22 protein-coding genes and 1 tRNA gene are annotated in these 25,693 nt (G+C 55.8%); 4 read left to right on the forward strand and 19 right to left on the reverse strand.

Features of this window, described 5'->3' with window-relative positions:
* Positions 1 to 32 precede the first annotated feature (32 nt).
* The 6 genes from KI809_RS00955 to opp4C all read right to left on the reverse strand — a co-directional run bounded on the left by KI809_RS00955 (position 33) and on the right by opp4C (position 6,253).
* On the reverse strand, positions 33 to 710 hold the full coding sequence (locus KI809_RS00955) for a FlgO family outer membrane protein (RefSeq protein WP_214169650.1): 678 nt from the start codon (positions 708 to 710) through the stop codon (positions 33 to 35).
* Positions 707 to 1,378 carry a hypothetical protein gene (locus KI809_RS00960; RefSeq protein ID WP_214169651.1) on the reverse strand — a complete coding sequence of 224 codons (672 nt, stop codon included), beginning with the start codon at positions 1,376 to 1,378 and terminating at the stop codon, positions 707 to 709. Before KI809_RS00960 ends, KI809_RS00955 begins: the two co-directional genes overlap by 4 nt.
* A gap of 219 nt (positions 1,379 to 1,597) precedes the next feature.
* Positions 1,598 to 3,622 carry a methyl-accepting chemotaxis protein gene (locus KI809_RS00965; protein WP_214169652.1) on the reverse strand — a complete coding sequence of 675 codons (2,025 nt, stop codon included), beginning with the start codon at positions 3,620 to 3,622 and terminating at the stop codon, positions 1,598 to 1,600.
* A gap of 18 nt (positions 3,623 to 3,640) precedes the next feature.
* Positions 3,641 to 4,450: a substrate-binding domain-containing protein gene (locus tag KI809_RS00970; RefSeq protein ID WP_214169653.1), complete on the reverse strand. Its 810-nt coding sequence runs from the start codon at positions 4,448 to 4,450 to the stop codon at positions 3,641 to 3,643.
* 267 nt (positions 4,451 to 4,717) lie between these two features.
* Positions 4,718 to 5,197, reverse strand: a complete 480-nt coding sequence (locus KI809_RS00975; protein ID WP_214169654.1) for a hypothetical protein — start codon at positions 5,195 to 5,197, stop codon at positions 4,718 to 4,720.
* A 204-nt stretch (positions 5,198 to 5,401) separates the two neighbouring features.
* Complete coding sequence (opp4C, locus tag KI809_RS00980) at positions 5,402 to 6,253, reverse strand: oligopeptide ABC transporter permease (RefSeq protein ID WP_214169655.1); 852 nt, start codon at positions 6,251 to 6,253, stop codon at positions 5,402 to 5,404.
* A 130-nt stretch (positions 6,254 to 6,383) separates the two neighbouring features.
* On the opposite strand from opp4C, the gene KI809_RS00985 reads away from it, so the two are divergent.
* Complete coding sequence (locus tag KI809_RS00985) at positions 6,384 to 7,763, forward strand: sigma-54-dependent transcriptional regulator (RefSeq protein ID WP_214169656.1); 1,380 nt, start codon at positions 6,384 to 6,386, stop codon at positions 7,761 to 7,763.
* Between the two features lie 175 nt (positions 7,764 to 7,938).
* Positions 7,939 to 10,932, forward strand: a complete 2,994-nt coding sequence (locus tag KI809_RS00990; RefSeq protein WP_214169657.1) for a PAS domain S-box protein — start codon at positions 7,939 to 7,941, stop codon at positions 10,930 to 10,932.
* Between the two features lie 136 nt (positions 10,933 to 11,068).
* On the opposite strand, the gene hgcB is transcribed toward KI809_RS00990, so the two are convergent.
* From hgcB to KI809_RS01055, 13 genes are all read right to left on the reverse strand, one after another.
* Entirely contained in the window at positions 11,069 to 11,359 is a 291-nt protein-coding gene (hgcB, locus tag KI809_RS00995; protein ID WP_214169658.1) for a mercury methylation ferredoxin HgcB, read from the reverse strand.
* A 13-nt stretch (positions 11,360 to 11,372) separates the two neighbouring features.
* Complete coding sequence (hgcA, locus tag KI809_RS01000; RefSeq protein ID WP_252989037.1) at positions 11,373 to 12,527, reverse strand: mercury methylation corrinoid protein HgcA; 1,155 nt, start codon at positions 12,525 to 12,527, stop codon at positions 11,373 to 11,375.
* Between the two features lie 19 nt (positions 12,528 to 12,546).
* Complete coding sequence (locus tag KI809_RS01005) at positions 12,547 to 13,017, reverse strand: MarR family winged helix-turn-helix transcriptional regulator (protein WP_214169659.1); 471 nt, start codon at positions 13,015 to 13,017, stop codon at positions 12,547 to 12,549.
* 162 nt (positions 13,018 to 13,179) lie between these two features.
* Positions 13,180 to 14,814, reverse strand: a complete 1,635-nt coding sequence (gene cydC / locus KI809_RS01010) for a thiol reductant ABC exporter subunit CydC (RefSeq protein WP_214169660.1) — start codon at positions 14,812 to 14,814, stop codon at positions 13,180 to 13,182.
* Positions 14,811 to 16,526, reverse strand: coding sequence for a thiol reductant ABC exporter subunit CydD (gene cydD, locus KI809_RS01015; RefSeq protein ID WP_214169661.1), 1,716 nt, complete (start codon positions 16,524 to 16,526; stop codon positions 14,811 to 14,813). Before cydD ends, cydC begins: the two co-directional genes overlap by 4 nt.
* 37 nt (positions 16,527 to 16,563) lie before the next feature.
* Entirely contained in the window at positions 16,564 to 17,619 is a 1,056-nt protein-coding gene (locus KI809_RS01020; protein ID WP_214169662.1) for an AI-2E family transporter, read from the reverse strand.
* A 129-nt stretch (positions 17,620 to 17,748) separates the two neighbouring features.
* Complete coding sequence (locus tag KI809_RS01025; RefSeq protein ID WP_214169663.1) at positions 17,749 to 19,029, reverse strand: class II fructose-bisphosphate aldolase; 1,281 nt, start codon at positions 19,027 to 19,029, stop codon at positions 17,749 to 17,751.
* A 108-nt stretch (positions 19,030 to 19,137) separates the two neighbouring features.
* Positions 19,138 to 20,010, reverse strand: a complete 873-nt coding sequence (locus KI809_RS01030; RefSeq protein ID WP_214169664.1) for an EamA family transporter — start codon at positions 20,008 to 20,010, stop codon at positions 19,138 to 19,140.
* Between the two features lie 102 nt (positions 20,011 to 20,112).
* Positions 20,113 to 20,199, reverse strand: a tRNA-Leu gene (locus KI809_RS01035).
* An 88-nt stretch (positions 20,200 to 20,287) separates the two neighbouring features.
* Complete coding sequence (locus KI809_RS01040) at positions 20,288 to 20,440, reverse strand: hypothetical protein (protein WP_214169665.1); 153 nt, start codon at positions 20,438 to 20,440, stop codon at positions 20,288 to 20,290.
* 102 nt (positions 20,441 to 20,542) lie between these two features.
* Positions 20,543 to 21,964 (reverse strand): DNA recombination protein RmuC, encoded by a 1,422-nt coding sequence (locus tag KI809_RS01045; protein ID WP_214169666.1) that lies wholly within the window; start codon positions 21,962 to 21,964, stop codon positions 20,543 to 20,545.
* Positions 21,965 to 21,985: 21 nt separating this feature from the next.
* Entirely contained in the window at positions 21,986 to 23,254 is a 1,269-nt protein-coding gene (locus KI809_RS01050; RefSeq protein ID WP_214169667.1) for a DUF6178 family protein, read from the reverse strand.
* A 2-nt stretch (positions 23,255 to 23,256) separates the two neighbouring features.
* Positions 23,257 to 23,568, reverse strand: coding sequence for a YcgN family cysteine cluster protein (locus KI809_RS01055; RefSeq protein WP_214169668.1), 312 nt, complete (start codon positions 23,566 to 23,568; stop codon positions 23,257 to 23,259).
* 812 nt (positions 23,569 to 24,380) lie between these two features.
* Here KI809_RS01055 and rph point away from each other — a divergent pair.
* Together rph and KI809_RS01065 are read left to right on the forward strand one after the other, a co-directional pair.
* Complete coding sequence (gene rph / locus KI809_RS01060; RefSeq protein WP_214169669.1) at positions 24,381 to 25,097, forward strand: ribonuclease PH; 717 nt, start codon at positions 24,381 to 24,383, stop codon at positions 25,095 to 25,097.
* A complete protein-coding gene (locus KI809_RS01065; RefSeq protein ID WP_214169670.1) occupies positions 25,094 to 25,690 on the forward strand; it encodes an XTP/dITP diphosphatase in 597 nt (198 codons plus the stop codon). Before rph ends, KI809_RS01065 begins: the two co-directional genes overlap by 4 nt.
* The last annotated feature ends 3 nt before the right edge of the window (positions 25,691 to 25,693 follow it).

Raw genomic sequence — 25,693 nt, forward strand, 5'->3', positions numbered from 1 at the left:
AATAAGTCAGCAGCTCTGCTCGGTTTCTTGAACTACTTGCCATTGCCCCACAACAATGCCCGAACATTGGCGTCGATGGGCAACAGGTAATCGTGGGCCGAGATAACGGTGCCGTCGGCAGCGCCCACCAGCCTGATGGTGACATAGACCCTGCCGCGGGACTCAGAGTAGGTGCCGACCAGCAGGGCCTGGGCCTCGTGATTGCGCCCGATCTCCCGGACCTCGCGCGACAGCATCAGCTCACCCTCGGACTGCTTGACAAAGATAGAGTCGCGCAGCTTCATCTCGACCACCTTGTAGCCGTTCTTGGTGAGCCGGGTCGAAAGATGCTCGGACAGGGTCCTGCCCAAGCGAGAACCAGACAGGGTGTCGATATCGACCAGGGTTGCCACCAGCACTGCCCGTTCCTTGGGGAGACGGCGTGACGCCGGAATCTCGGCCAGCATCTGGTCCACGGCCTGATAACTGGCTGACATCAGGCAATCACCTTCGTCGGAGCAGCAGCTCTCAGACTGGCACCCGCGGAGATAGGCACAGCCCGGAAGGGTCGTGAGCACTAGCACCAGCAATACCGTCAGCCGAGCGAATCCGCAAAAAGCTCCAAATGCAAGGCTTGCGAATCTTGAGTGAGTCGAACCGGGACGGTACGTCGCAGCGACGAAAGGTGAGCGTAACGCAGCAGATGGACTTTTTCCGGGTTCGCATTTCATCGACCGACTACCTCCATCCGCTTTAAAGGCCGCTCCAACGCCTCGACAAAGAGATCCGAATCCTCTTCCTCAATGTAGTAAATCGAGCTTTTCCTGAGCCGGTACTGGTTGTCGGTGACAATCGAGGTGGTGACGATCAGCTCGGTGTGGGTGGCATTGCCGGCATAATGGCCAAGCCCCCAGTCAACGAGGGCTGAAACGCCGAGCGCCCCAGGCAGGGCGTCAACGCCGGACTCGACCATGCCGTGTATGACCCACAGCCCGGAAGTAAGAGCCGTGACGCTGCCGGGAATATGGGTGTAGCGGTTGCTGGAATGCCTGACCAGCTGGGTATCGTAATTGATCTCGATGGTGCCGCTCACCGGGTGGTCATTGACGGCGATGCCGCGGTTGACCAACCTGGTTATCAGGAAATTGCGGAACGCCTTGTTGAACGGCGTGGCCTCCCGAGGTTCCCGGACATAGACCGGCTTGTCCTTGATGACGCTCTCCTTGCCATAAGCGGCAATCTGCGTCTGCAGGGAGATATCATCGGCCAGCACATCCCAGTGATGGGCGGCCCTGGCCTTTTTCTGGGAGGATATCGGATGGTTTGCCGGTATCGGGAGCTGTGATGCGCAACCCGTGATTAAGAACATGACCGAGAGTAATAATAAAGTGATACGCATCGGTTCCCCCTTCAAATATACGACTTCCCGCCACCTGCCAGTCAAAATCCCGACATGGCAACCAGCCACGGCTGGATCAGCCGCAACCGCTTCATGGACGGGCATACAGCACGGAGCAGGCCCATAGTGCAGCCGCTCAAGCCGTTATAACTGCAGCGTCTGAGGGAATTGTGCAATGTCTTTGCCAAATATGGCGATGAAGGGAGGATTGACGGGAATCTATGCAGAGCTGTCGGTCTTGAAACTTTTGATCTCGCGCTTGAGCGCCTCGACTTCGCTGCTCATGGCAACGATGCGGGCCGAGACGTCCCGGACCCCGTGGACAGTCTCCGCGCCGATCTGAATGATCCGCTTCATTGACTTGATCAGCTCATGACTGACCTGGCTCTGCTCGTTGGCCGATGCCGAGATGGCCCTGGTCTTGTCATTGGCTAGGGAGAGGTTCTCGGTGATCATCTGAATGGAGCGGGTCTGCTCCTCGGAAGCGCTCCTGGTCACATCCATGGCGTTCCTGATGGCGCCGAACCCTTCGAGCAGCGCAGTCATCCCCTGCTCCTCTTCCTTGGTGGCGTGGTTCACGTCGCTGATCAGTTTGCGGATCTCGCCAAAGGCGGCAATAATCTGCTCCAGGCTCTGGTTCTGCTCAGAAGCGACTTTTTCCAGGCTGGTAACCATTTCCGAAGAGCGGCCGGACGATTCCTGGATGGACTGGAGTGCATCTCCGGCCCGGGCCGCAACCGCCTTGCCGTCGACAACCATCTTGGTGGTCTCTTGCGTGGATTTGACGGCCACGGAGATCTCGCCCTGAATCATCGAAACGATCGCTTCGATCTCTTTAGTGGAAATCGCAGTCTTGTCCGACAGGGATTTCATCTCGGACGCAACCACGGCAAAAGGTTTGCCATGCTCGCCGGCCTGACCCGAGAGGATCTGGGCATTGAGCGACAGCAGCTTGGTCTGCTCCGTGACCTCTTTGATGACATCGAGTACCTTGGCAATGTCCTTGGAACGGGTGCCTAGATTGGTCATGGTCGAGGTCAGCGAGGCCACATACTGCTCGATCCGCTGCATGCTGTCATAGGCATCCTGGACCGACTTGATGCCACGCTCGGCGATGATGGCGTTAGTCTGTTTCGACAGCTCGGTGGTCTCCCGGACAAAGCCGCTGATCTTGGTCACCGAGGTGTTGATATTGGAGACTGCCTGATCGGCAAACGCCATGGAGCTGTTGGCCCGGCCTGCGGACGACGCCACGTCCTGGGAGGTCCGGGTTATGGTCAGCACCGAATCATAGGAGCTGTGGATATTTCTGCTGAGACGCTCCATCTTGTTGGCAATCCCCTGGGAGGTTGTCAGAATGCCGTTCAAGGCCTGGGTGCTCTCATCCGACAGCTCCAGGAGGTTATCGGTCGATTCAATGACTTTTTCCAAGGAATCGATGGCATTCTGCACCGATACCATGGCGTTTTCCGTGGAGAGCTGCTGCCGGTTCACGCCGTTGATCAGGTCTTTGAAGGTCTTGTTGAGCAGTTCGGTGGCATCGGCAACGCTGATCGAGATCGACTTGTAGCGATCGATGGTCGATGCCAGCCACTTGACAAGGAAATCCAGACCGCCGGAAATGGCGCCGAATTCATCATCGCTCACTTCGCTGGAGCGGCAGGTCAGATCGCCCTGGGTCATCTGCTCGATGGTGCCGCTTATGGCAATCACCTTTGAGCCGATGTCCCTGTTGAAGAAATAGTAGATGAACAGAGCCAGCACCACGAACAGCAGCGCCATAAAGGCAATGGAGGTCGCGGCCTGCTTGAAGACGTTTTTAACGACCCGGTAATCGGTATACTCGAAGGCGATTGCCCCGACTTTTTCCGCCGCATCCATTACCGGGATCTCAAGTTTCATGACATTGGCGGCAGACTTCCCCCCTTTGCGGTCGATAATGGTCAAGCCCTTGTCGACATAGGTGATACGCAGGATATCCTCATCCTTGATCAGCTCGTCAATCAGCTGGCCGAGATAGGTAAAATCAAAGGAGGTGCGCGAGACGACCGCCAGGGAAGCCAACTGTTTCCCGCTCAGGGAGATCTTTTCCCTGATGTCGTTCTTCTGGATCTGCTCGTTGGTATAGAGCGACCAGCCCAAGGCCAGGCACTGCCCCAGCAGGAGAATAATGAGGAGCCTCAGGATAAACCTCCTGGTAAGGCTCCTTGAATAGGTTTTCGGCTGTGAATCGGTTTTAGTCAAAACAGCTCCGGTTGCGGCCTAAAAGGAGAATGGGATAGGCAGCGCCTTGTCACCCTTGATGATCGCCTGGCCTTCAGGAGACTTGATAAAGCCGAGGAAGCGCTTGACCGCCTCACCCTTGTTCTTACCGAGCACCAGGTTGTTGTGCAGCACAAACGGCCACTTGCCGGAAGCCAAACCTTCGAAGCTCTTGCCGTCGATCTTTATCGCCTTGAACTTCCCCTTGGCCATTGCCAACCCTATGGCATCGACCGGACCGATGGCATTCGGCTTGGTCTCCAGGGCGTTGTGCATATCCGCAGTCTTGGCCAGGTTCATGATCTCCGGCGCCTCTTTCAGGTTGGCCATGCAGGCAGCACCCTTTCGGAACATCTGTTTGGTCGAATCGCTTTCCGGCCTGGTAAAGGCGGCTATCGGCGCATCAGCGCCCCCCACCTGCTTCCAGTTCTTGATCTTGCCGCCATAGATATCGCACAACTGCTGACTGGTCAGCTCCTTGACCGTGACATTGCCGCTCACGCCGATCACCCCGGCAACCTGGGCGATCTCAATCGGCTGCACACCGAGCTTCTTCTGTTCAGGGGTAATTTCCATGGCCGACATGGCAATATCGACCGCCCCGGCATTAAGGGCCGCGATACCGCCAGGCTGGCCGAGCGATTTCTGGTTCACCTCGACGCTGTCCTGGGGGTACTTCTTCACATAGGCCTTGCCGATCTGGGTCAACAACGGGATCATGCTCCCGGAACCGCCGATTTTGATGGTTTCAGCCTGGGCCGAGGTAGCGGCAACCATGGCAATCGCCAATAGCAGAACGAGTTTTTTCATTGATAATCTCCTCTGTGACTATGGAATATTTAATAGGTATACCTTAACAAAACCGCTTTGCAAGCGGTGAGAGGCGCAAGAAGCTCTATCCATGAGTTTTATCTATCAGCAAAAGGGAGGAGAACTTTAGAAGTTTTTTTCGACAAAGGGGAATTTACTTAAGATTATAAGGTGATAACCAACAGCAGTCTTTATCTGCGCTGCCGGACAGTCCGGGAACTGCGAGCCGGACCGCTGTCATGGCCCGGTGCAGCCCTTTGCCCGGGCTCAGTAGTTCTGTAGAGAGCATTCCTGGTCCCACTCCGGGTAATTGTCGGTTATTTCCCAGAACGAAGCGATGCGTGAGGCGTAGTAGGGCAGCTCCCCGCACTCCTGGCCGACCATTTGGCTGAAGCCGGCTGAGATCAGGCCGTTGTCGGCCAGATAACGATAAAAGCGGGCAACTCCCGGCAGGGAAGAGGCCAGATAATCTACGCTCGGCTCAAGGGTGTTGACGATGTACCAGTTCCCGGCAAACTGTCGGACCAGGTCGGGTTGCTCGTCGAACAGGTTGAGCATCTTTACGCCAATCACGAAATCGCGAACAAAGTGGTCAGCCCCGTTGGCCAGCTTGGTGGCAGCCCCCTGATCAAGCCCCTCAGCCAGCAACGACTCGTAAAAAGCCATCAGCAGCCCCTTGCAGAGGCCATCCACCCGGATCTCATCGTCCAGCGAAGTTATATCGAAAGCTGATTTTTCTATCTGCATCAGAAAGGTTCTCCCAGAAAGATTATTTATTGTGAAACGTGATTTTTGTGCGAGATCAAGGCTGTCGAGGATATCAATTCATTGGCACAGCAAAAAGCTCCAGCTGCAAGGCTTGCGAAGGCTAAGGAGTGAGTCGTAGCCAGAGGCTACGTCGCAGCGACGAAGACTGAGCGTAACGCAGCAGATGGACTTTTAGCGAAGCCATCATCTATTGAGGCGGGGATCGAGGGCATCCCGTATCCCCTCCCCAATCAGGTTATAAGAAAGCACCGTCACCAGGATCGCCAGGCCTGGAAAGAGCGACAGCCACCAGGCAAACTCGATGTAGTCCTTGCCGGACGTCAAGATGTTCCCCCAACTCGGTGTGGGGGGCTGGACGCCGATGCCGAGAAAAGAGAGCGCCGATTCGGTGAGGATCGCGCCGGCCACGCCGAGCGTAGCCGAAACCAGCACCGGCGACAGGGCATTGGGCAGGATATGGCGCACGATGATCCGCAGGTCTGATGCGCCGAGCCCCCTGGCAGCCATGACAAACTCCCGCTCCCGGAGCGACAGCACCTCGGCCCGAACCAGGCGCGCCACTCCCATCCAGCCGGTCAGGCCGATGACGATCATGATGTACCAGATGGAAGGCTCCAGCATGGCAATCACTGCCAGGATCAGGAAAAACGTGGGAAAACAGAGCATGATGTCCACCAGCCGCATCAGCAGGCTGTCCAGCCAGCCACCGTAATACCCGGCAACCAGGCCGATAGCAGTGCCGACGGCCACAGCGATGCCGACAGCTACGAAACCCACCTTGAGCGAGATACGCGCCCCGAACAGCAGCCGGGTGAGAACATCCCGCCCCAGTTCATCGGTGCCGAGCCAATGATCGAGTGACGGTGGCATCAGCACCCGGTAGGCATCGATCGCATCCGGATGATAGGGGGTCAGCCACGGGGCAAGCAGCGACAGGATAAACAGCAGCAGCACCACGGCACCGCCGGTCATGGCGAAGCGGTTCCGCTTCAGGCGTTGCCAGAATATGCCGGACAGCCAACCGGTCCCTGTCATTTTTTGCGGCCTCCCAATCGTCGGTAACTGCCTGCATTATTTATCACGATTTCCGTCGTCATGCCACAGATTCCATGCAGAGCATTGCAGAGTATTGTCAATATTTGTCGAACATGATATCTTGCACCCCGTGAAAGATCAGATCAAAATCCTGCTTGTCGATGATGACGAATACAGCCGCGAGCCACTGTCCCTGTTGCTCAAGAAGAGCGGTTTTGTAGTCAAGGGGGCCGGCACCGGCCATGAGGCGTTGCAATGCCTTGCTTCCGAGCAGTTCAACATCGTCATCACCGACCTGTTCCTCCCTGACTCCAACGGCATCGATATCCTCAAGGAGGTCAAGCGGATCTCCTCCACCATGGAAGTCATCCTGATTACCGGCTTTGCCTCTGCCGAAACAGCGGTGCAGGCGATGAAAGAAGGGGCTTTCGACTACATCACTAAGCCGGTGAATTTCGAGGAGTTGAAGATCGTCCTCGCCAAGGCGATTGAGAAACATCACCTGGTCAACGAAAACGTCTACCTGAAGAAACAGCTGCGGGACAAGTACGAGTTTTCCAACATCATCGGCAACTCCCCGGCGATGCAGCAGGTGTTCAACCTCCTGAAGCGGGTGGTCAAAACCGATTCCACCGTGCTGATCATGGGAGAGTCCGGCACCGGCAAGGAAGTGGTGGCCAAGGCGATCCACTTCAACAGCCCAAGAAAGACCATGCCGTTCGTTGCCGTCCATTGCGGCGCCATCCCGGAAAACCTGCTGGAAAGCGAGCTGTTCGGCTATGTCCGCGGGGCGTTTACCGGCGCCAACAAAGACAAGGTGGGGAAGTTCGAGGCAGCCAACGGCGGCACCATCTTCCTCGACGAAATCGGCACCATGCCGCTGCAACTGCAGACCAAGCTGCTCCGGGTGCTCCAGGAGCACGAGGTCGAGCGGGTCGGCTCTCACCGTACCATCAAGCTCGATGTCAGGGTCATATCCGCGACCAACAACCAGCTTGAGGAAGAGGTGCGGCAGGGAAGGTTCCGGGAAGATCTCTATTGGCGACTCAACGTAATTCCGATAATCCTGCCACCGCTCAGGGAGCGGATTCAGGACATCCTTCCCCTTGCCCGGCATTTTCTGGCAAAATACTGCCAGGAGATGAACCGCCCGCTGATGAACCTCGGCCGGGAATCGCTGGAATCGCTTGAAGGATACCACTGGCCGGGCAATGTCCGAGAGCTGGAAAACGTCATAGAGCGTGTCGTTGCGCTCACCGAGCTGAACCATATAACCATGGACGATCTCCCGCCCAACATCAGCGGCGCCTTCAAGGAACCGGACGAATACAGCATTCGCGTTCCGATTTCAGGCATCGACCTGACCAAGACCGTCAGCCGGATCGAGATGAAGATGATCGACGAGGCGCTGACCCTTTCCAATGGGGTCAAGGCCCAGGCTGCCGCCCTCCTCAACCTGAACCGCACCACCCTAGTGGAAAAAATGCGCCGTCTCGGCATGCAGCGCTAGCGGCTCGCAAGCAAGCTCCCCGCTGATCAACGCAAAAACCAATTCCGCAGAGTTTTTTTAAATTTTAGATATACTGATTCTATGGTGAAGCTTATGTGGTAAAATTAGCTTTAGCTAATTCACTGTATTTATTCTTCCATGAACCTGCCGGTAATGAGCGTACGGGAGAAGCCTTATGTCTCGCTTCACTATGTTGCCGATCCGCATGCAGTTGCTGGCGCTGGCCGTGTTGCTGACGTTGCCGGCATTGGGCATCATCGTTTATTCTGGAGTTAAGGATCGCAACGAGAACTACCGTGCCGCAATGGTTGAAACCCAGAAACTTGCCGACAATCTTGCGGCCCGGCAGGAAAACATCATCACCGAAGGGCAATTGCTGGCCAGCCTGCTCGCCGATCTCCCCGATGTCCATACCCGCAACAAAGGAAAAATTGATGCCATTCTCACCAAGACACAGCAAAGGAATGCACAGTACAAGAGCATTCTGATTGCCGATGAAACCGGCGTTATCTGGGCATCGTCCCTGCCGGGAATGACAGGCATATCTGTTGCCGATCGCCGCTATTTCAGGAATGCCCGGGCAACCATGCGGTTTTCCTCCGGTGAGGTTGTGACACACAAGCTGCTGCAGACGCCCACCATTTCCCTGGCCCATCCCCTGGCCAGCAAAAAGGGAGAGTTCGCTGGCGCCATCATCCTGAGCTATAACCTTGAGGTCATGCGTTCCACTCTGTACCACTTCCAATTACCGGCCAATACTAATTATCGTCTTGTTGACCGCAACGGGATCATTATCAGCAGCGGTAGCGATGCAGGCTTGAAAGTCGGAGAACCGTTGCCGCAAGAACAGTTCCGGATGATGCAGGAGGGTGGTGACCGGTTTACTGCCACGTTTACCAGGAGCGACGGAGACCAGCGGATTTTCACCTCCCGCAAGTTGTGGCTTAAGGGTGAGACTTCACCGTTCATGTATATCCGGGCTACCATTTCAGCTCAAAAGGTCCGCGCTGCTTCAAACAGAGATCTGCTGCTCAATGTCTCACTGCTCCTCCCCTTTGTCGCATCGGCATTCCTGCTGGCGGTATTCATCGCCAGGCGCTCCATTACTAACAAGGTGGCAGTTCTTCGTTCATCGTTCCACCAGATAGCCAGCGGGGATTTCTCTGCCCGAATCACAAATCGGGTTGAGGGGGGCGAACTGGGTGAGTTGGGACGCGCATTTGACGCTATGGCGGAGAGGTTAACCGATGACATCGCACGGCGCGAGCAGGCAGAACAATATCTGCAAGATGCCATGCTGCGCCTGCAGCTGGCTACAGCCTCCGGGCAGCTTGGAGTCTGGGACTGGAACCCTGAAGAAGACTTCATGCTCTGGGACACCAGGATGTTCGAACTCTACGGGATCAGCCAGGACTCATTTACCGCATCAGTTGACTCATGGATGAACGGGCTGCATCCCGATGATAAAGACCGGGCTGTCGCAGAGTGCCAGGACGCACTGGACGGCAAAAAGGCATTCGACACCGTTTTCAGGGTGATCCACCCGGATGGTACGGTCGTGCAGATAAAGGCTGATGGAATTGTGGTCCGCAATGCCGCAGGCAAGGCAGTTCGAATGATCGGCATCAACCGCGACATTACGGAACAGAAGCGAGTTGAAGAGGCGTTGCAACGTGAGCAGCTGCTGACCAACGCCATTTTCGATACCATTCCCGGCCTGCTCTATCTGTATGACGATCAGGGGAAACTGGTCCGCTGGAACAAAAAGCACGAGACCATGACCGGGTATACGGCTGAAGAGCTGGCAGGGATGTCGTTGCTCGACTGGTACCGGGGGAGTGAAGAGGACATCGCAGCTATCACCCGAGGGGTGGAACAATGTCTGGTTGAAGGATATGCCGAGGCCACGGGCAATCTGCAGATCAAGGACGGCTCAAAGATCCTGTTCCACTTTACGGCTGTGCGGCTGGAGATCGATGGCAAGACCTATTTCGCGGGGATCGGCATCGACATCACCGAGCGTGAGAAGCTGCAAAACGAGCTGATCAAGATGCAGAAACTGGAATCCCTTGGCGTGCTTGCCGGAGGGATTGCCCATGATTTCAACAATATTCTCACCGGGATCATGGGGAACATCTCATTTGCCAAAATAGTGCTTGACGAGTCGCACGAGGCGTTTAAACCTCTCGAAAAAGCGGAAAAGGCTTCTTTGAGAGCAGCAGAGCTGGCCAAAAAGCTGCTCATTTTTGCCAAGGGCGGACAACCGGTCAAAAAAGCGGTTACGGTGCAGAGCATCGTTAAAAAAGCAATCTCTACGGCTCTAAGCGACACATCGATAAAATTCAGCCTGGAATTTCCGCTGAATTTCCCTATGGTCGAGGTGGATGAAAGCCAGTTGAGCCAGGCATTTCTCAATATAGTCAACAATGCGGTGCAGGCGATGTCGTCAGGGGGTAAACTGGCAGTCCGTGGAGAAACCGTTGCACTCCCGGCAGAAAACAGTATCGGGCTGCCAGCCGGTGACTATGTCACAATTGCTTTTACCGATGAAGGGTGCGGCATACCCGCAGCCAACCTGAAGAAAATCTTCGACCCGTACTTCAGTACCAAAGCCGGCGGTTCAGGACTCGGTCTGGCCTCGGCACACACCATCATTACTAAGCATGGCGGCCAGATCACTGTCGAATCAACGGTTGGAGAGGGGACAACGTTCTCCGTCTATCTTCCCGCAGCAACGGCACCAGAGGGTATAGAGCACAGTGGAAACGAGGAAAACTCAGGAAAGCACGGTGCCATTCTGGTGATGGATGATGAAGAAATGGTCAGGGACATTACTTCGCTGATGCTGGAGAGACTCGGCTATAAAGTGACAACCTGCATCAACGGCGACGAAGCCATTTCTTTCTATCATTCTGCCATGGAAGCCGGGACGCCATTCTGTATCGTAATCATGGACCTCACTATCCCCGGAGGGATGGGAGGTGTCGAGGCTGCCAGCCGCATCCGGGCCTTTGACCCGGACGCCTGTCTGATTGTTTCCAGTGGCTATTCTGACGATCCGGTCATGGCAAACTACCATGACTACGGATTCTGTGCGGCAATGGGAAAACCGTACAAGGTGGAGACTATTGCCAAGGTTCTGGAGAAATGCAATAACTCGACAAAATAGCTACATCCGAACCACCTGATCCGCCAGCGCCAGACAGGCGGGCCGGTGGCTGATCAGCAGCACGGTCTTTCCGGCCCGACGTCTTTTCCTAACGTCTTCCCCATGCCGAACCACAGCAACACGAGGCAGGACAACCTCAGGAGCAGCAGTCTCCGGCCAATTTCTCCAGTTTGTGCTCCCTCAGCCATTCATGGATCATTCCCGAGGCGCAGCCGACCCCGGCATCAACCTTGATGGCCTTGACCGGGCAGTTCAGGGCGCAGGCGCCGCACTCCATGCAGGCATCCCGATCTTGCATAACGGCCTTCTTCGCGGTTACGGCGAATACCTGGTGCGGACAGACCTCCTGACAGCGACCACAGCCGATACAGGCCGCCTGGTCCAACTCTAGAGTCACCACGCTCGATAAATAACGAAAACCTTTCATAGCAACCTCACGCTCATATAAACCGGCCAGCCACCAGCAGCAGCACCCCGATCGCTAACGATACTCCCATGATTGGCAACCCCAGGCGCATCTCTTTCTTGACCCCGGAGCGGGAGGTGTAGGTCGAGCAACCGGTGAAGTTAAGGGTGTAGAAGGCGCTAACCGCCGGCAGGGCCAGGAAGACAGCCAGCGTAATCGGGATGTTCCACGTCGTCCCGCCGGCCAGCAGGTAGAAGCAGACCGCCCAGACCAGCCCCACCTCGGCCCCCTTGACGACAAAGCTGCGCCCCGGTAGCCATGGCAGCAAGAGCGGCCCCACCGCTATTCCAGACAGGACCGCCCCGACATAGCCGCCAAAGGCCGTCAGGCCAACAGCCGCGCCACCAGCAACCGCGAAAGCCGACAACACGATAACTGCCATTACGGCCAGTGATTTCATGGCCGACACTATCTCCACCGGAATCAATATCAGCCGTTCGTACATGGAGAAGGTCAATTGCCGCATGGCTGGAGCAGTAATCAGACCGTTATCCAGGTATTCCGGCAGATCAGCGGCCCGAATGGTGGCATAACTGACACTGAAACCGCAACGTCGGGCCACCTCATGGGCCGATACACCAGGAGCCCCCAGAATCGGCAAGATCAGGCGGCGGTGGCTGACGACCTTGGCAAGACCGCTCGACGTGACACGCCGTACCAGCTCACCGGTACCAAAGGTCCCTTTGCCAGCAGCACACCAGACGTTGATCCCGTAGGTCTCCAGCACCAGCAGCCAGCAATTGCGCCCGATCAATGCCCGGCGGACGATGTCGTAGCTCATCTTGTAGTTGGCGGTCACCAGCACCGGAGCGTCCGGAGTTGGCTGACCGATGGCGTAAAGACCGGGCGGCACAATGTAATTCATGCGACCAATCCCCCAGCGCGCCTTGCAGGCCCCCAGGTGGTCAGTGAAACTCAGTTTCGACTCTATCTGTGCCACCCGGCCGGCCGGGGTTTCCAGCCACCCCTTGAAACCTGGCACCTTATCCGTGATTACTCCGCCGCCGGCGGAGGTGGGAGGGCCTCAACAGGGGGGCTTGTCAGGGGCGTCTCCTAAAGGAGTGCAACTTAAGGAGGTGACCAACCGCTGGTCAGCTTCTGCGATTTTTCTGACTTCTTTGATCTTCATGGCTACTCTCCAACCATTTTTACTTGCAACATACAATTTTATTCTCGGAGCGCGGGCCACAGCACCCCAACTGGGTCAGCGCCTCGTTCAACAACGCAAGCGACCTGACAACCGTCTCACGCTCGAAGGCGGTCATATTCGCAAAGATCAGCTCCAGCCGTTCCGACATATAGCGGTCAATCTGCTCCAGCACCTGCAGTCCCTCTTCGGTCAAACCCAGCAGGTTCACCCGTCTGTCGTCAGCCGATACCTGGCGCACGACAAGCCCTCGTCCCTCCAGCGCCTTTACCTGGCGACTGAAGGTAGTGATATCAACCCCCAGTTCCTCCGCCACCCTCTGCATGGATGGATTACCCAGTCGGCGCACTTCGTACAGGATATGGCTTTGCACCATGGAGACCTGCTCTCCGCAGCACTCATCACAGCAGGAGGCGTTCAGTAGCCCGAAGCGCCGCACAAATATCTGCAGTTTTTCCCTGACCGTTTCCATATATTTCCCTCTTGATGACAACGGTAGCTATTTTATTTGCATTTTGCAAGTTTTATTTTAAAAGGGGTGGGAGTTGCTGTAATTGCAAGTTACGCATGAAGGTCGGGGTCAAGGTCATGATCATGGGCAATGAGTAGGCTATAGAACCAGTAAGAGGAACAGTCAGATCCGGATCACCCGCTCAGCAAGCGCCAGGCAGGCGGGCCGGTGGCTGATCAGCAGCACGGTCTTGCCGGCCAGGCGCCGCTGCAGGCGCTCTACCACCATCCGTTCGGTCTCGCCATCCAGCCCCTCGGTCGGCTCGTCCAAAAGGAAAATCGGGCTGTCATGCAATAGCGACCGCGCCAGGGCAATTCTCTTTGCTTCCCCCCCGGATACAGCACTCCCGGCAACGCCAACCGCAGTATCAAGGCCATCCGGCAGCCCGTCCACCCAGCCGGCCAGACCTGAATCGCCAAGTGCCTCCCTGATCCGGTTACTGTCGGCATCCGGGGCACCAAGCAGGATATTGTCGCGGATCGAGCTGTTGAACAGGTGCGGCCGTTGCGGCACAGCAGTAATCAGGGAGGCAACCGCCCGGCTGTCGATGTCGCGCAGCTCTGCGCCGCCGATGGTAATGCTGCCGCGATAAGGGCGGAAGCGAAGCAGCAGCTCGACAATGCTGCTCTTGCCTCTGCCGCTGCGGCCGGTCAACGCCACCCGGCTCCCGTCGCGGATAGTCAGGGAAAAATTGTTAAGGACCTCGGCACCGGCACCATAGCTGAAGCAGACATCACGGAATACAATCTCGTGGCCTTCAGGCACACAGTTAGCAGCAGACTCCGGCACAGGGTGTGGCGCCGTTGCCAGCTCATTCAGGCGACCGGCAGTGGCTGCAGAGGCCGGCACCGCCTGGAGTGCGGCGGCCAGCGGCGCAACCCCCTCAAAGGACGCGGCAGCGTACAACAGCATCATCACCAGTTCCGGCCCGGTTATCCCGCTTGGGGAAAGTTCGGTGGCTCCAATCGCCAGCAGTGCGGCAAGGGCGATGCCGCCTGTCGCAGTAACCGTGGCGATCACGATGCCGTTAATGCTCCCCAGGCGCCGTTGCTCCTTGACGATGCCGGCGTAAAGAAGCTCAACCCGATGTGCCTGTTCTGCCGACGCTCCGAGCAACAACAGCTCTTCAGCCCCCTGCAACCCTTCAGTTACCACAGTGCGTAACTCTCCGGCCAGCTGCACCGATCGCTCACCTGGCGCAGCAGCCATCTTCCGCGTCGCCAACGGCAGCACCACCCCGGCGGCAAACAGTGCTGCAAAAAGCGCCAACCCGGCTGCCGGGCTGAAGAGAGCAAGCGCGCACGGCGCCAGCAGGATAACGGCAAATCCGGTTGCAATCGGCGCGACAATCCTCAGGTACAGGCTCTCCATGTTGTCGACGTCCGCCCGGAGCCGGCCCGACAGATCACCGCCGGCGTACCCTTCCAGCCCGGCCGGAGCCAGCGGGATCAATCGTTCAAACATCCAGCTCCGAAGATCGGCCAGCATCCTGAAGGCTGCTTCGTGGGTTACCAGCCGCTCGGCGTAACGCCCCAGGGTGCGAATCAGGGCCAGCCCCCTGATGGCCGCGGCAGGCACTGCGTAGTTGAATGCTACCTTGGTAACCCCGGCAACCGCCATGGAGGCGATAAACCAGCCGGACACCGCCATTAGGGTGACATTAGCGGCAATCACCAGAATCCCGGCGACAATGCCGGCAACCAGCCAGGACCATTGCCGGCTGGCCATTGCCTGGAACAGCGTGGCAAGGTCTTTCATGCCATCACCTCCGCCATGCCGGTCTGGGCAGTCATTGCCGCCAGCCGCCCGTCAGCCAGCCGCACCAGATGGTCGCAGGAACGGAGCGCCTCTTCGCTGTGGCTGATAATGATCATGGTCCGACCAACTGCCAAGCGTTCGATGGTGTCGAGCAGCAACCGTTCGTTTTCAAGGTCAAGCCCGGCGGTCGGCTCATCGAGCACCACCAACAGCGGGTTGCGCAGCATCAGCCGCGCCAGTGCCAGCCTCCGGAGCTCTCCGCCGGAAAGACCGGCGCCCCTGTCGCCGAGCATGGTATCAAGCCCCTGCGGCAGCCGCCTCACAACATCGGCCAAAGCAGCCGCATCCAGCGCTGTCATAAGCTCGTCATCGCTTGCTGCGCTTGCGGCTGTCAGCAGGTTGTCCCTGATGCTTGCGGCGGAAAAGAAGGGGCGTTGTGCCACCCAGGCCAGCCGCTCTCGCCAGCGTCGCTGCTCGAAACTGTTGAGATCGAGTCCATCAACCAGCACCCTCCCCTGCTCCGGGGCAGAGAGGCCGAGCAGCACCCTGGCCAGAGTTGACTTGCCGCTGCCGCTTTCGCCGACAATGGCAGTAAGGGATGCCCCGGGGATTTTAACGCTGATATCGCGAATACCGCCACGCTCACCACCATAGCGAAAGGTTACGTTTTCCAGGCACAATCCAGGCGGGGTATTTGGTGGGGGGAGAACGCCGCTTTCCTGCTGCGGCAGCGGCCGGAGCAGCAGCGGCACGATCCTGGCCGCTGCGGCCGTGCCGTTCATCCGACTATGCCAGGAGAGCCCCAGGGTACGCAGGGGGAGATAAAACTCCGGTGCGAGCAGCAGAATGAACAGGCCGTCGATCAGGGCTAGCTTTCCCGAAAGCAGCATGAATCCGGTAATCACGGCAACCAGGGCAGTGCCGACCGTGGCAAAGAACTCCAGCATCAGGGCCGAAAGAAAGGCGACCCTGAGGACCGCCATGGTGCTGCGCCGGTATTGATCGGAAACTTCGGCAACCATGGCTGCTTCACGACGGGCAGCGCCAAAGATCTTCAGGTCCGGCAGCCCCTGGACCAGGTCGAGCAGATGCCCGGCCATCCGGGTCAACTCCCCCCACTGCTGCTGGTTCAGACGCTGTGCCCCCTTGCCGATCAAGACCATCAGCAGCGGGATAAAAGGAGCGGAAAAGAGCAGCACCAGCCCTGCCCGCCATTCGAGCGGCACAATGACGATCAGGATCAAAAGCGGCAAAAGTGCAGCCAGCACCAGGTGCGGTAGAAAACGGGTCAGATAGCTCTCCACCCCCTCTACGCCGCTGGTAACGATCTCGGCCAGTGTACCGGCATCCTCGCCGGCAACACCGGCAGGCAGCAACAGCTGCAACCGTCGGTACAAGCGGCTGATTATCTGCTGCTTGACCTCGGTCGCAGCCCGGACCACCTGCTTTTCCGCCAGGTAGGCACAGGCGCCGCGCAACAGGGCAAGCAGCGCAATGGTGACGATAAGGGGGAGAATGTTCTGCCGGTGAGTGGTGGTGATTACCAGGGCGTGGCAGGCGGTGGCCAGGGCTCTTGCCTGAGCAATGATCAGCAGCCCACCAACCACCCCGATGATAATGGCAATGGCCAGAGAGCGTCGCACCAAACGTGCTTGGTGGCGCAGCCATGCTTCCGGCTCCACCTCTTGATGTTCCAGGATTGGCTCGGTCATGGAGCGGCGGTCTTTACGCTATGCCGGTTGCACCTGCTCATTGGTCGCAGCTGCTGTTGTCAACGCGGCACCCGGCAAGATGCTCAAGCAGCCATGAAAAGGCCTCTATGGCAAGCGGTCCGATTATTATCCCAGTCAAGCCAAAGGCAGCGATGCCACCGACAGCGCCGAGGGTGATGGTGAATACCGATAGCTCTGAGCCGCCAAGACGTGCCAGCATTGGCCTGGTGACGTTGTCCATCAGGCCGATCACGCCGGCGCCGAATGCCACCAGGATAACCCCCTTGGTGACCGAGCCGGAGACCATGAGCCAGATTGCCGCCGGCACCCAGACCAGGGCGGTGCCGATCGCAGGGATCAATGCGCAGATAGTCATCAAGGCACCGGCCAGAAACGGTGACGGCAACCCGAGAAGCGCAAAGGCGATCCCTCCGACTGTTCCCTGCAGCAGGCAGGTACCGGCTACGCCATAGAATATGGCTGCCGCGCCTGAAGACATCCGGGAGGAAAGGGAATCAAAGCCGAATTCAGGAGGGACAACCTGCGAGAGCTGTCGGTGCCACTGGCTACCGTCCCGGCAAAGGAAGAACAGGATGAAGAGAAAGGCAACCACCCCGAAAATAAAGGTGCCGGCGCCTTTGGCAATGCTTGTAGCAGCCACTGCAAGCCATTGCAGCACCCTTTCGCCTGCAGTCGCCGCATGGGCTGCCAAGGCCTCTTCGTCAATCCGATATCGGTTGGTCAGTTTCCGGATCCCGGCAGGGAGCGGCAGGCTGTCCAGCTTTTTCTGGACCGAGGCCACCGTGATTTTATTGAAACTCTTCCCCTGGATCGACTGGATAGCCGCTGACGCCTCATAGACCAGCTGTCCGCTGACAAGCGTCAACGGGACAACTCCTGCCAAGGTAACAATGACGACCATTGCCGCAGCAGCCAAGGTACGGGACAGATACCCGGACAATCTCCGACGGATCGGGGTCAGAACCTGATAGATGACCAGGGCCCAGATGAAGGGGGCCAGAAATGGCAGCAAGACCCAGCAGGCCAGCCCAGCTACCGTCAAAATACCCAGGATCCCAAAATACTTTTGCATGATGCCCAGTTCCTCGTTTGATTGGCTCAATAAACAATGGGGGCCGATTGGCCCCCATAATAGTAACAATAATACGCTCAAGATCAAATCAGCGCGGACAGCAACCGTGCAGACCGGCCCATGTTGCCGTTAATCGTCGAAGTTGCCGGCAGCCCCTTTGTCGCTGCTGATGCTCTTTGCCTTCTCGACAATCTTTGCCTCGGTCCACTCGGCAGGATTCTCGATCCGGCTCCCCTTTGGTCCGATGTCATGGGACCCGGCCTTGAGAATGGCGTCTATGGCCAACGGAGCGGTGTCCCTGGCATTCAGGACCTCGGTGAGCATCTTGTAGGTGAAATCCTCGACCCGCTTTGCCATCCGGTCACGGATCTCTTTCGGCTGGGCCAGCAGCTTGTTTTCAAACGGCAGGTTGAGGTTCTTGTAATCACCCTTTTTCCACCCCTTGTCGTCAGCGTACTTGACCATCTCAGCCCACAACTCCTCGGTCATTCCTTCGCCTTTTACCTTGATGAAGTTGCCATCGCCATCAAGCTGGGCGTTGCCGTAATCGTTGACTTCAAGGCCCCAGGAGATCATCTGCAGCGCAGTAGCGACATTGGCCTTGGTGGTGGCGGTTTCGTTGGCGATCTGGCGCAGGCGGTCGGAGCTGTTGCCGGAAGTGCCGTGCTGCGCGCCATTAATTTTATAAGGGATGAGCGCCTTGTGAATTTCGGCGGTCAAGCCAACCTGGATTCCGGCATCCGATGCCTCGATCCCGTGGGTGGTGCCGTTGTTGAGGGCGATCCAATCCGGGAAGATATCGTGCGCATTGAGGCCGCGGATCAGGAACAGTGCTTCATCAACCGTTGACAGCCCGGAATTCCCCTTGATCTCCCCGACCTCGGTCTCAAGCCCGGCCCATTTCGGGATGCAGGAATTGATAGCCAGGTTGGCGAGCAGGTTCTGGTCGTCCGGCAGATGGGAGGCGTCAATGGCGATGGAGGTGATACCGGCCTCGAACATGGTCGGGATCTCGACTTTGGCGCTAGCTAGGTCCTTGTCGTTCTTGATCCCGTAATGGTCGGCATGAATGGCAACCGGAACCGTAATCCCCAACTCGTTGCAGATTGCATCGACAATGCGGGCCATGTTCCAGTAGTTGACCGGACAGTAAGCCTTCTGGCCCCCCTCCGACTTGGCGATCTCGATGATAATCGGGGCGTTGGCCCGCTGGGCAGCCATCAGCGCCCCGCGAACTACGAAGTAATTGCGGCCGTTGGCAGCCATGGTAATTGCCTTGCCTTTGGCAATCATGGCCCGATCAATGACTTTTCCGCTTACGATAAGCGCCTTTGAATTGGGAAAAAGCTGCCTGATGTTTGGTGGACGCCCAATCTGTAGGGCTTTTTCGAACTCCGCGGAATACGCCATGTCAAATCTCCCTTTACTGAAATATAGTTCATGAAGTAAACAAAACTTAAGTCTTATATCACGCCATCCGGCCAAAATCAAGGCGGCAACGGAAAGAATTCCTGACACTTACCCCAGGCGGATCACGACAGCACCGGCAAGGATCAAGAGCGCTGAAAAAAGTCGGATCCGGCCCGATGATTCCCCGAGAAACAGGATGCCGATTACCACCCCGATCATGATGCTTATCTGGCGCACCGGCACGGCATAGCTCACCGGGGACAGGTTAAGGCCATAGCGAAAGGTAAGAAATGACGTCATCATCACCGGGCCGCTGATCAGGATAAGCCCCCAATGCTCTCTCAGTTCAGGCAGTATCTGGCTGCGGTATCGCGACCGGCAGAGATTTACAGACATCAGAACAAACATGAACAGGACCAGATAATAGGTGAAGTAAAATGGCGAATAGTTCTTAACTCCAACCTTTTCCGCAATGGAACCGATGGAGTAGATGAAACCGGCCGCCAGCGCCGCCTGCACCGGTCTGCTCCGAAGATCCCGGAACGGGCGAAAGATCTGATCCAGGGAAAAGCTCTGCATCTGAATCGAATAGGCTCCGGCAATAACCATGAAGATGCCGATCAGGCCGATTGCCGAGAGGCGCTCGCCAAGGAGTGTCACGCCCCAGATCGGCACATAGATCATCGATGTCTGACAGAGCGGATAGATAACGGAGAGATCCCCTCCCCGGTAGGCCCGGCCGTTTAAAAGGTGATAAAGGACAAAACAGATGGCGCCGAGGGAGATCATCAGGAGTGTGAACGGTTCCGGACTTCTGAAGCTATCCGGAGCAAACGGGAGCGTCAGTGAAAAAAGGCTTAATGACGCGACAAACATCCACCAGATGAAAACGGTCTTGTGACGGCTTCGCTTGACCAGCAGGTTCCAGAGCGCATGCATTATGGCCGAGATTACTATGAGCAAAAAGGCAAGTGGAGACATAGCGCCCTGTTCGGCCTGGTGATTTCAGTGATTATGGAAGGACTTTGGTTGCGTAACATTGAAATAAAAAGGGGTTAGCTTATTAGCTAACCCCTTAATTTTTGGTGCCCAGGACTGGAATCGAACCAGCACATCCTTGCGAATACTAGAACCTGAATCTAGCGCGTCTACCAATTCCGCCACCTGGGCTCAAAGGAAGAGTTTTTATATCATCAGTCGCTTCCCGATGCAAGAAAAAATATCTCTGCCGCCGTTACCGGGGCAGATTCGCGAGGTGCTAGATGAAAAGCGGCCCGTCTTCTGACGAGGAATCCTGATCTTCCGACTCGTTCTGCTTGAGTAATAGCACCAGACTGCTCCCCAGAGCAGCACCTACCAGAAATGACAGGAGAACCATACCGGTGCCCATTCCGTTTTCTTCTTCAGCCATGATCAATAGCCTCCTTCGGGGTGGATGCTGCAGAGAATACCAAAAAGATTGCCGCTTGTACAGGGGGTGCAGAAAATAATCATCGAGAAAACTCTCCGTACATCAGGGACGCGAAGCATCGGATGGTAAAACATCGCCAAGATGAAGGGAGCGCGGAGCAGTATCGATAGTTGCCAGATCATCGATACCGGTCTCACTGGCTGCACCCAACTCCTTGAAGCGTCTGGCAGAGACAAGAACGCGGGACTCCATTGACCCGACTGCCTTGTTATATGATTCTACGGCACGCTCCAGCCCCTTGCGCATGTCGGTGAAGTGCCCGGTCATGAGGAGCAGCCGTTCATACAAAGTTTTGCCGAGGTCGCTTATGGCCTGGGCATTCTCGGCAAGCTGTTCCTGGCGCCAACCATAGGCAACGGCCCGCAGTAGGGCGATCAAAGTTGTCGGAGTTGCCAGGATTACCCGCTGACCAACCCCAAACTCGATCAGCGACGGGTCCTGCTCCAAGGCAGCACTGAAAAAGGTCTCGCCAGGCAGGAAGAGCACCACGAACTCCGGAGTCGGCTGAAACTGGTCCCAATAACCTTTGGCGCTGAGTTTGGTCAGATGGGTGCGAATCTGTCGGGCATGGTCCTGAAGGTGGCGGATCTTTGTGTCATCATCCCCGGCCTCCAAGGCCTCTAGGTAAGCCATGAGCGGGGTTTTGGCATCAATGACAATATTGCGGCCGCTAGGGAGCTTGACCACCATATCGGGGCGCAACCTGCCGTCAGGGGAGTTGACACTCTCCTGTTCGAGGAAATCGCAGTAATTAAGCATGCCGGCGATCTCGACCACCCGTTTGAGCTGGATTTCACCCCAGCGACCCCGGACAGTAGGCGCGCGCAACGCCTTTACCAGGCGTGCGGTCTCTCCCTGAAGCTGCGACTGGCTTGAGGCAAGCGATCTCAACTGCTCGGCAAGGGTGTCAAATGCCGTGGCCCGGACCTTTTCAAACTCACCGATCTTCTGGTCAACCCGCTCCAGAGACTCCTTCATCGGCCTTACCATTTCATCGATGGCACGCCTCCGCAGCTCCAGATCACCCCGCGCACCTTCCTGAAACTTTTCCAGGGTTGTCCTGGCCAGATCGAGGAACGCCTGGTTGTTGTTCTGCAGCGCCTGGGCGGAAAGCGCCTGAAAGGCATCCGACAGTTTGGCCTGGGCTTCGTTAAAAACTGCCAGCTTTTCGGCAGCTCCCTTGCGTTCTTCCTGAAGCAGGGTCTCCTTCGACGCCAGCGAGATCTGCAACCGGGCAATATTTGCGGCTGTTTCACCCCGCTCGCTCTCCTGTCGTGCCTGCAGCTGCTTCAATTCTTCGATCTGGCGATCTCTCGACTGAAGCCGCTCCAAAAGCCTGGCAGCCTCGGCTTCCAGGTCGAATTTGTCCCTTTCCCTGATAAGGTTGAGGCGTGACCAGGCGATGGCCCACCCCGCAAAGCCACCGATAACAACTCCTGTCGCCAGCAGCACATACTGCGTCATTCACTACCCCTCAGCGCCTGGTCATCCTCGCAGTCGATTCAGAAACTCGTTGGCCAGTCGAATATCGTTCATGGAGTTGAATTCACGATAGCCATCCGCGCGATCGTCATCCAGCCCTCGATAAAAGAGGGGACGTTCTGCGGTGAACCCTCTCAATGCCTTGCCGGTTGCATATTCAGCAGAAGTGACCGTTCTCGCCAGTCGCGCGACCTGCTGCACAATGCCATGACCGAGGCGAAAGAGCCGCTTGAACTGCTCTTTCCGAACAACCGCTGCCGCCGCAGATTCATCGGAACCGCAAAGATACTCCAGGGCCAGGTTCAGCCAGCCATAAACCCTGAGCGTTACCGAGCGAGCCTTTTCCAGATCTGCGCCATAGCTACCTTCGGCAACCATGGCGCAATTCAGCAGCAACTCCAGTTCCTGGCGAAGCGACTCGGTCATTTCCCGCGCAAGCACCCTGGACAAGAGCGTCTCATCAACCAAAGGGGGCACAAAAGAAATGGCGTTTTCCGTGTCATAGATAACCGAAATTTTCTCTTCGCCAGGGGCATATCTTTCGGGAGGCAAAGGGGCACAAGCCTCCATGGCTTCCTCATATGAAGGAAACCCGAGGTCTGCCAGACGACCGCACCTGAACTGGTAGCACATATCTTCGATCTCACTCTTTACCGATGCGCTACGCCCCTCCATCAGGTCAAGATAAAGGGCTCGGTCGTTTCTGAAGATAATGTCGATCAAGGTGCCGATCAACCGTGCATGCTTGGCATTACGGAAAGTCAGGTAGTAAACACTGTCAAACGAGTGGTCCCAATCCCCCAGCCGCTCGGAGTCGGTTGCCAGTTCTCCGCCACCTCCGCCGACCTCGATCTCCTCAAACAGGATCAGCTGAAGAAGCTCAGGATCCAATCGGGAAAGAATCTTCATGGAATCTGCTTCGTTTACCGAGAGAAGATACTCAAGCCAGATAATAGCCTTATCGTGGCTGAACTCCCATTTTTGCCACAGATCCAAATCAAGGCATACTGAGATCTGTTCTGTTGTCCCGTTGTCAAGCAGCTGCGAGGCGTCGGTCTCACCGATCTCCTTGACCATGAGATAGAATTCCTGAGGGGTAAATTCAGAGATAACCTTCTTTGCCTCAGAATCCTCTATCAGGAGCTCAAGGCGCCGTGTCACCGGGAGCGCCCTCAGATGGGTCAGCTTATCATCTACTGTCAGTGACAAGTAATCGGCGGTAGAGAGTTTCCCGCCACGTATTAATCTAAGATTCGGCATTAACTGATTCATGCTTATTTATTATCTCCATTCGGTCCGGCATCTTTCTTTGTTGGTCGACGTTTCAACCCGAAATGACTGCGATACCCGCATTCATCATGTAGCCAGGTAAGCGACTTGACAAGCTCAGGTGTCAACCCGATGCAATCAGGGTTTATTGTAAAACGCCGCTCATACACCTTGCACTCACGAGAGACGACATCCAGGTAACGACAAGGGGTTGCCGTAAAGAATATCGTGCCGTCTTCGTTCTCGATCTTTTCAAAGCAACATCTGCCACACTGCAGACAAAGGTCTTCCCATTTATGGTCTTCATTATTTTCCATTGCACGAGAATACAGAATCCGTGTCCTTCCGTCAAATGAAGTTGCCCCTTCAAGTAAGCACAACGCGGGATACGCATCCTCCGAGCGTCACAATTATGACGACCGCAACCCTCAACAACCAGCAGACTGGCTTTTCCGTGATATAAATCACTTATCTGCTGTTTTTGTTGAAATATCTGGCTAATAATTCTGTTAATACTGCCATACACTATATCGACCACACAGTTGCTTTTCACTATTTCAGAAGCTCCTTCGGCCTAATCAACCGCGTCAAGCGTCAATAGATTGTCAGCTGTAAAGCCATGCTGATAGCTCGTCTATGGATTTCAAGCGCATTCCTAATAAATAATCCAAGACAATGATTTTTTTCGCACCCCATAACAGCTTGAATTTACACCACTTACCCAACATGGTCCGCTAATTAAATATTTTAATTTTTGCAAGCCCTCACAGTTAGGCACGTTAGCTGAATATATCGCTTGTCTGTTTGATATTTATGCCATGAGGGGGGCTAAATCATGAAATGTCCTAAATGCAAAGGCCGTATGTTCAACGAGAAGTTTTATGATTACGTGAGATCCTTCGATGCCTGGAAATGCACATGTTGTGGAGAGGTCCTCGATCCTACTATCCTCACCAACAGGGCAAGAAGCCATAATCATTTTCTGGGATAGAAATCACCATCATACAAAGAGCAAGGGGCGTCCATGGGCGCCCCTTTTCTTTTGCCAGCCCTCCCCCTTCAAGAGTCTCGTTGACAGCAGAAATCCCCTCTGATACTTATACCGGCAACTTATCGAAAGGAAGAATCAATGCGAGCTGACGGAAGAAATGCCGGTGACCTCCGGCCTGTTACCATCACCAGAAATTTCAACAGATATGCAGAAGGCTCTGTTCTTGTAGAGTTCGGACATACCAAAGTTATCTGCACCGCTTCGGTCGAAGAGAGCGTACCCCCATTTCTGAGAGGAAAAGGCACTGGATGGGTTACAGCAGAATATTCAATGCTACCCAGAGCAACGCATACCAGATCGCCTCGTGAATCTTCAAAAGGAAAAGTGGGGGGAAGAACCCACGAAATCCAGCGATTGATCGGGAGATCACTCCGTAGCGTCATAAACATGACGCTACTTGGCGAGAGGACCGTGCATTTAGATTGTGATGTTATTCAAGCTGACGGCGGCACGCGCACCGCTTCGATAACCGGAGCCTACGTTGCTCTCGCCGACGCTTTGCAGGGGCTTCAGGAACGCAAGGTCATTGCATCATCACCTATAAAAGAAGCAGTTGCAGCAGTAAGTGTCGGTATCATAAACGGCGTACCCCTGCTTGACCTTGATTATTCCGAGGATTCAAACGCTGAGGTTGACATGAACTTCGTCATGACCTCATCAGGACGCTTTGTAGAAGTACAAGGAACCGCTGAAAACGAACCGTTCACCATCGAGGAAATGGACCGGATGCGCGATCATGCAATTGCAGGAATTAAGCGGCTGTTCGAAATCCAAAAAACGGCTTTGACTAAATGAAGCAGCTGCTTATAGCCACATCCAATCGTGGTAAGTTCTGTGAATTCTCGGAATTGCTGTCCAATCAGGTAACCGAGCTTTTCTCCCTAGCAGATTTTCCGCAAATGATCCTGCCACCAGAAACAGGGGAGACTTTTGAGGAAAATGCCATAATAAAGGCGAGCTATGCAGCAAGGGAGACCGGCATTCCCACTATCGCAGATGATTCCGGGCTAGAAGTAAATTATCTCGGCGGCCGCCCTGGGGTGCATTCAGCCAGATTTGCCGGAGAAGCTGCCACTGACCAGGAGAATAACAAAAAATTATTATATGAACTGGCAAACATTAATCACGAGGAAAGAACAGCAAGATTCAGCTGCTGCATAGCCTTTTGCTCCCCCGATGGCACATGTGCCACCTTTACCGGACAACTTGCCGGCAGCATCATTGAACAACCTCGTGGAAACAACGGATTCGGCTATGACCCACTTTTTCTGGTTACCGGGTACAACAAAACACTTGCCGAACTGGATATGTCTATAAAGAATAGAATCAGCCACCGAGCAGAGGCTTTCCGGCGATTTACGAATTACCTTTCTCGCTGCAATAACTGATTT

Origin of the sequence: Geoanaerobacter pelophilus, from assembly GCF_018476885.1 — a bacterium.
Lineage (GTDB): Bacteria > Desulfobacterota > Desulfuromonadia > Geobacterales > DSM-12255 > Geoanaerobacter > Geoanaerobacter pelophilus.

What these genes read in the sequence shown, in the direction of transcription:
- KI809_RS00955 (WP_214169650.1), bottom strand. Translation starts at nt 710, where the DNA reads ATGAAATGCGAACCCGGAAAAAGTCCATCTGCTGCGTTACGCTCACCT.
- KI809_RS00960 (WP_214169651.1), bottom strand. Translation starts at nt 1,378, where the DNA reads ATGCGTATCACTTTATTATTACTCTCGGTCATGTTCTTAATCACGGGT.
- KI809_RS00970 (WP_214169653.1), bottom strand. Translation starts at nt 4,450, where the DNA reads ATGAAAAAACTCGTTCTGCTATTGGCGATTGCCATGGTTGCCGCTACC.
- KI809_RS00975 (WP_214169654.1), bottom strand. Translation starts at nt 5,197, where the DNA reads ATGCAGATAGAAAAATCAGCTTTCGATATAACTTCGCTGGACGATGAG.
- opp4C (WP_214169655.1), bottom strand. Translation starts at nt 6,253, where the DNA reads ATGACAGGGACCGGTTGGCTGTCCGGCATATTCTGGCAACGCCTGAAG.
- KI809_RS00990 (WP_214169657.1), top strand. Translation starts at nt 7,939, where the DNA reads ATGTCTCGCTTCACTATGTTGCCGATCCGCATGCAGTTGCTGGCGCTG.
- hgcB (WP_214169658.1), bottom strand. Translation starts at nt 11,359, where the DNA reads ATGAAAGGTTTTCGTTATTTATCGAGCGTGGTGACTCTAGAGTTGGAC.
- KI809_RS01005 (WP_214169659.1), bottom strand. Translation starts at nt 13,017, where the DNA reads ATGGAAACGGTCAGGGAAAAACTGCAGATATTTGTGCGGCGCTTCGGG.
- cydC (WP_214169660.1), bottom strand. Translation starts at nt 14,814, where the DNA reads ATGAAAGACCTTGCCACGCTGTTCCAGGCAATGGCCAGCCGGCAATGG.
- cydD (WP_214169661.1), bottom strand. Translation starts at nt 16,526, where the DNA reads ATGACCGAGCCAATCCTGGAACATCAAGAGGTGGAGCCGGAAGCATGG.
- KI809_RS01020 (WP_214169662.1), bottom strand. Translation starts at nt 17,619, where the DNA reads ATGCAAAAGTATTTTGGGATCCTGGGTATTTTGACGGTAGCTGGGCTG.
- KI809_RS01025 (WP_214169663.1), bottom strand. Translation starts at nt 19,029, where the DNA reads ATGGCGTATTCCGCGGAGTTCGAAAAAGCCCTACAGATTGGGCGTCCA.
- KI809_RS01030 (WP_214169664.1), bottom strand. Translation starts at nt 20,010, where the DNA reads ATGTCTCCACTTGCCTTTTTGCTCATAGTAATCTCGGCCATAATGCAT.
- KI809_RS01040 (WP_214169665.1), bottom strand. Translation starts at nt 20,440, where the DNA reads ATGGCTGAAGAAGAAAACGGAATGGGCACCGGTATGGTTCTCCTGTCA.
- KI809_RS01045 (WP_214169666.1), bottom strand. Translation starts at nt 21,964, where the DNA reads ATGACGCAGTATGTGCTGCTGGCGACAGGAGTTGTTATCGGTGGCTTT.
- KI809_RS01050 (WP_214169667.1), bottom strand. Translation starts at nt 23,254, where the DNA reads ATGAATCAGTTAATGCCGAATCTTAGATTAATACGTGGCGGGAAACTC.
- KI809_RS01055 (WP_214169668.1), bottom strand. Translation starts at nt 23,568, where the DNA reads ATGGAAAATAATGAAGACCATAAATGGGAAGACCTTTGTCTGCAGTGT.
- rph (WP_214169669.1), top strand. Translation starts at nt 24,381, where the DNA reads ATGCGAGCTGACGGAAGAAATGCCGGTGACCTCCGGCCTGTTACCATC.
- KI809_RS01065 (WP_214169670.1), top strand. Translation starts at nt 25,094, where the DNA reads ATGAAGCAGCTGCTTATAGCCACATCCAATCGTGGTAAGTTCTGTGAA.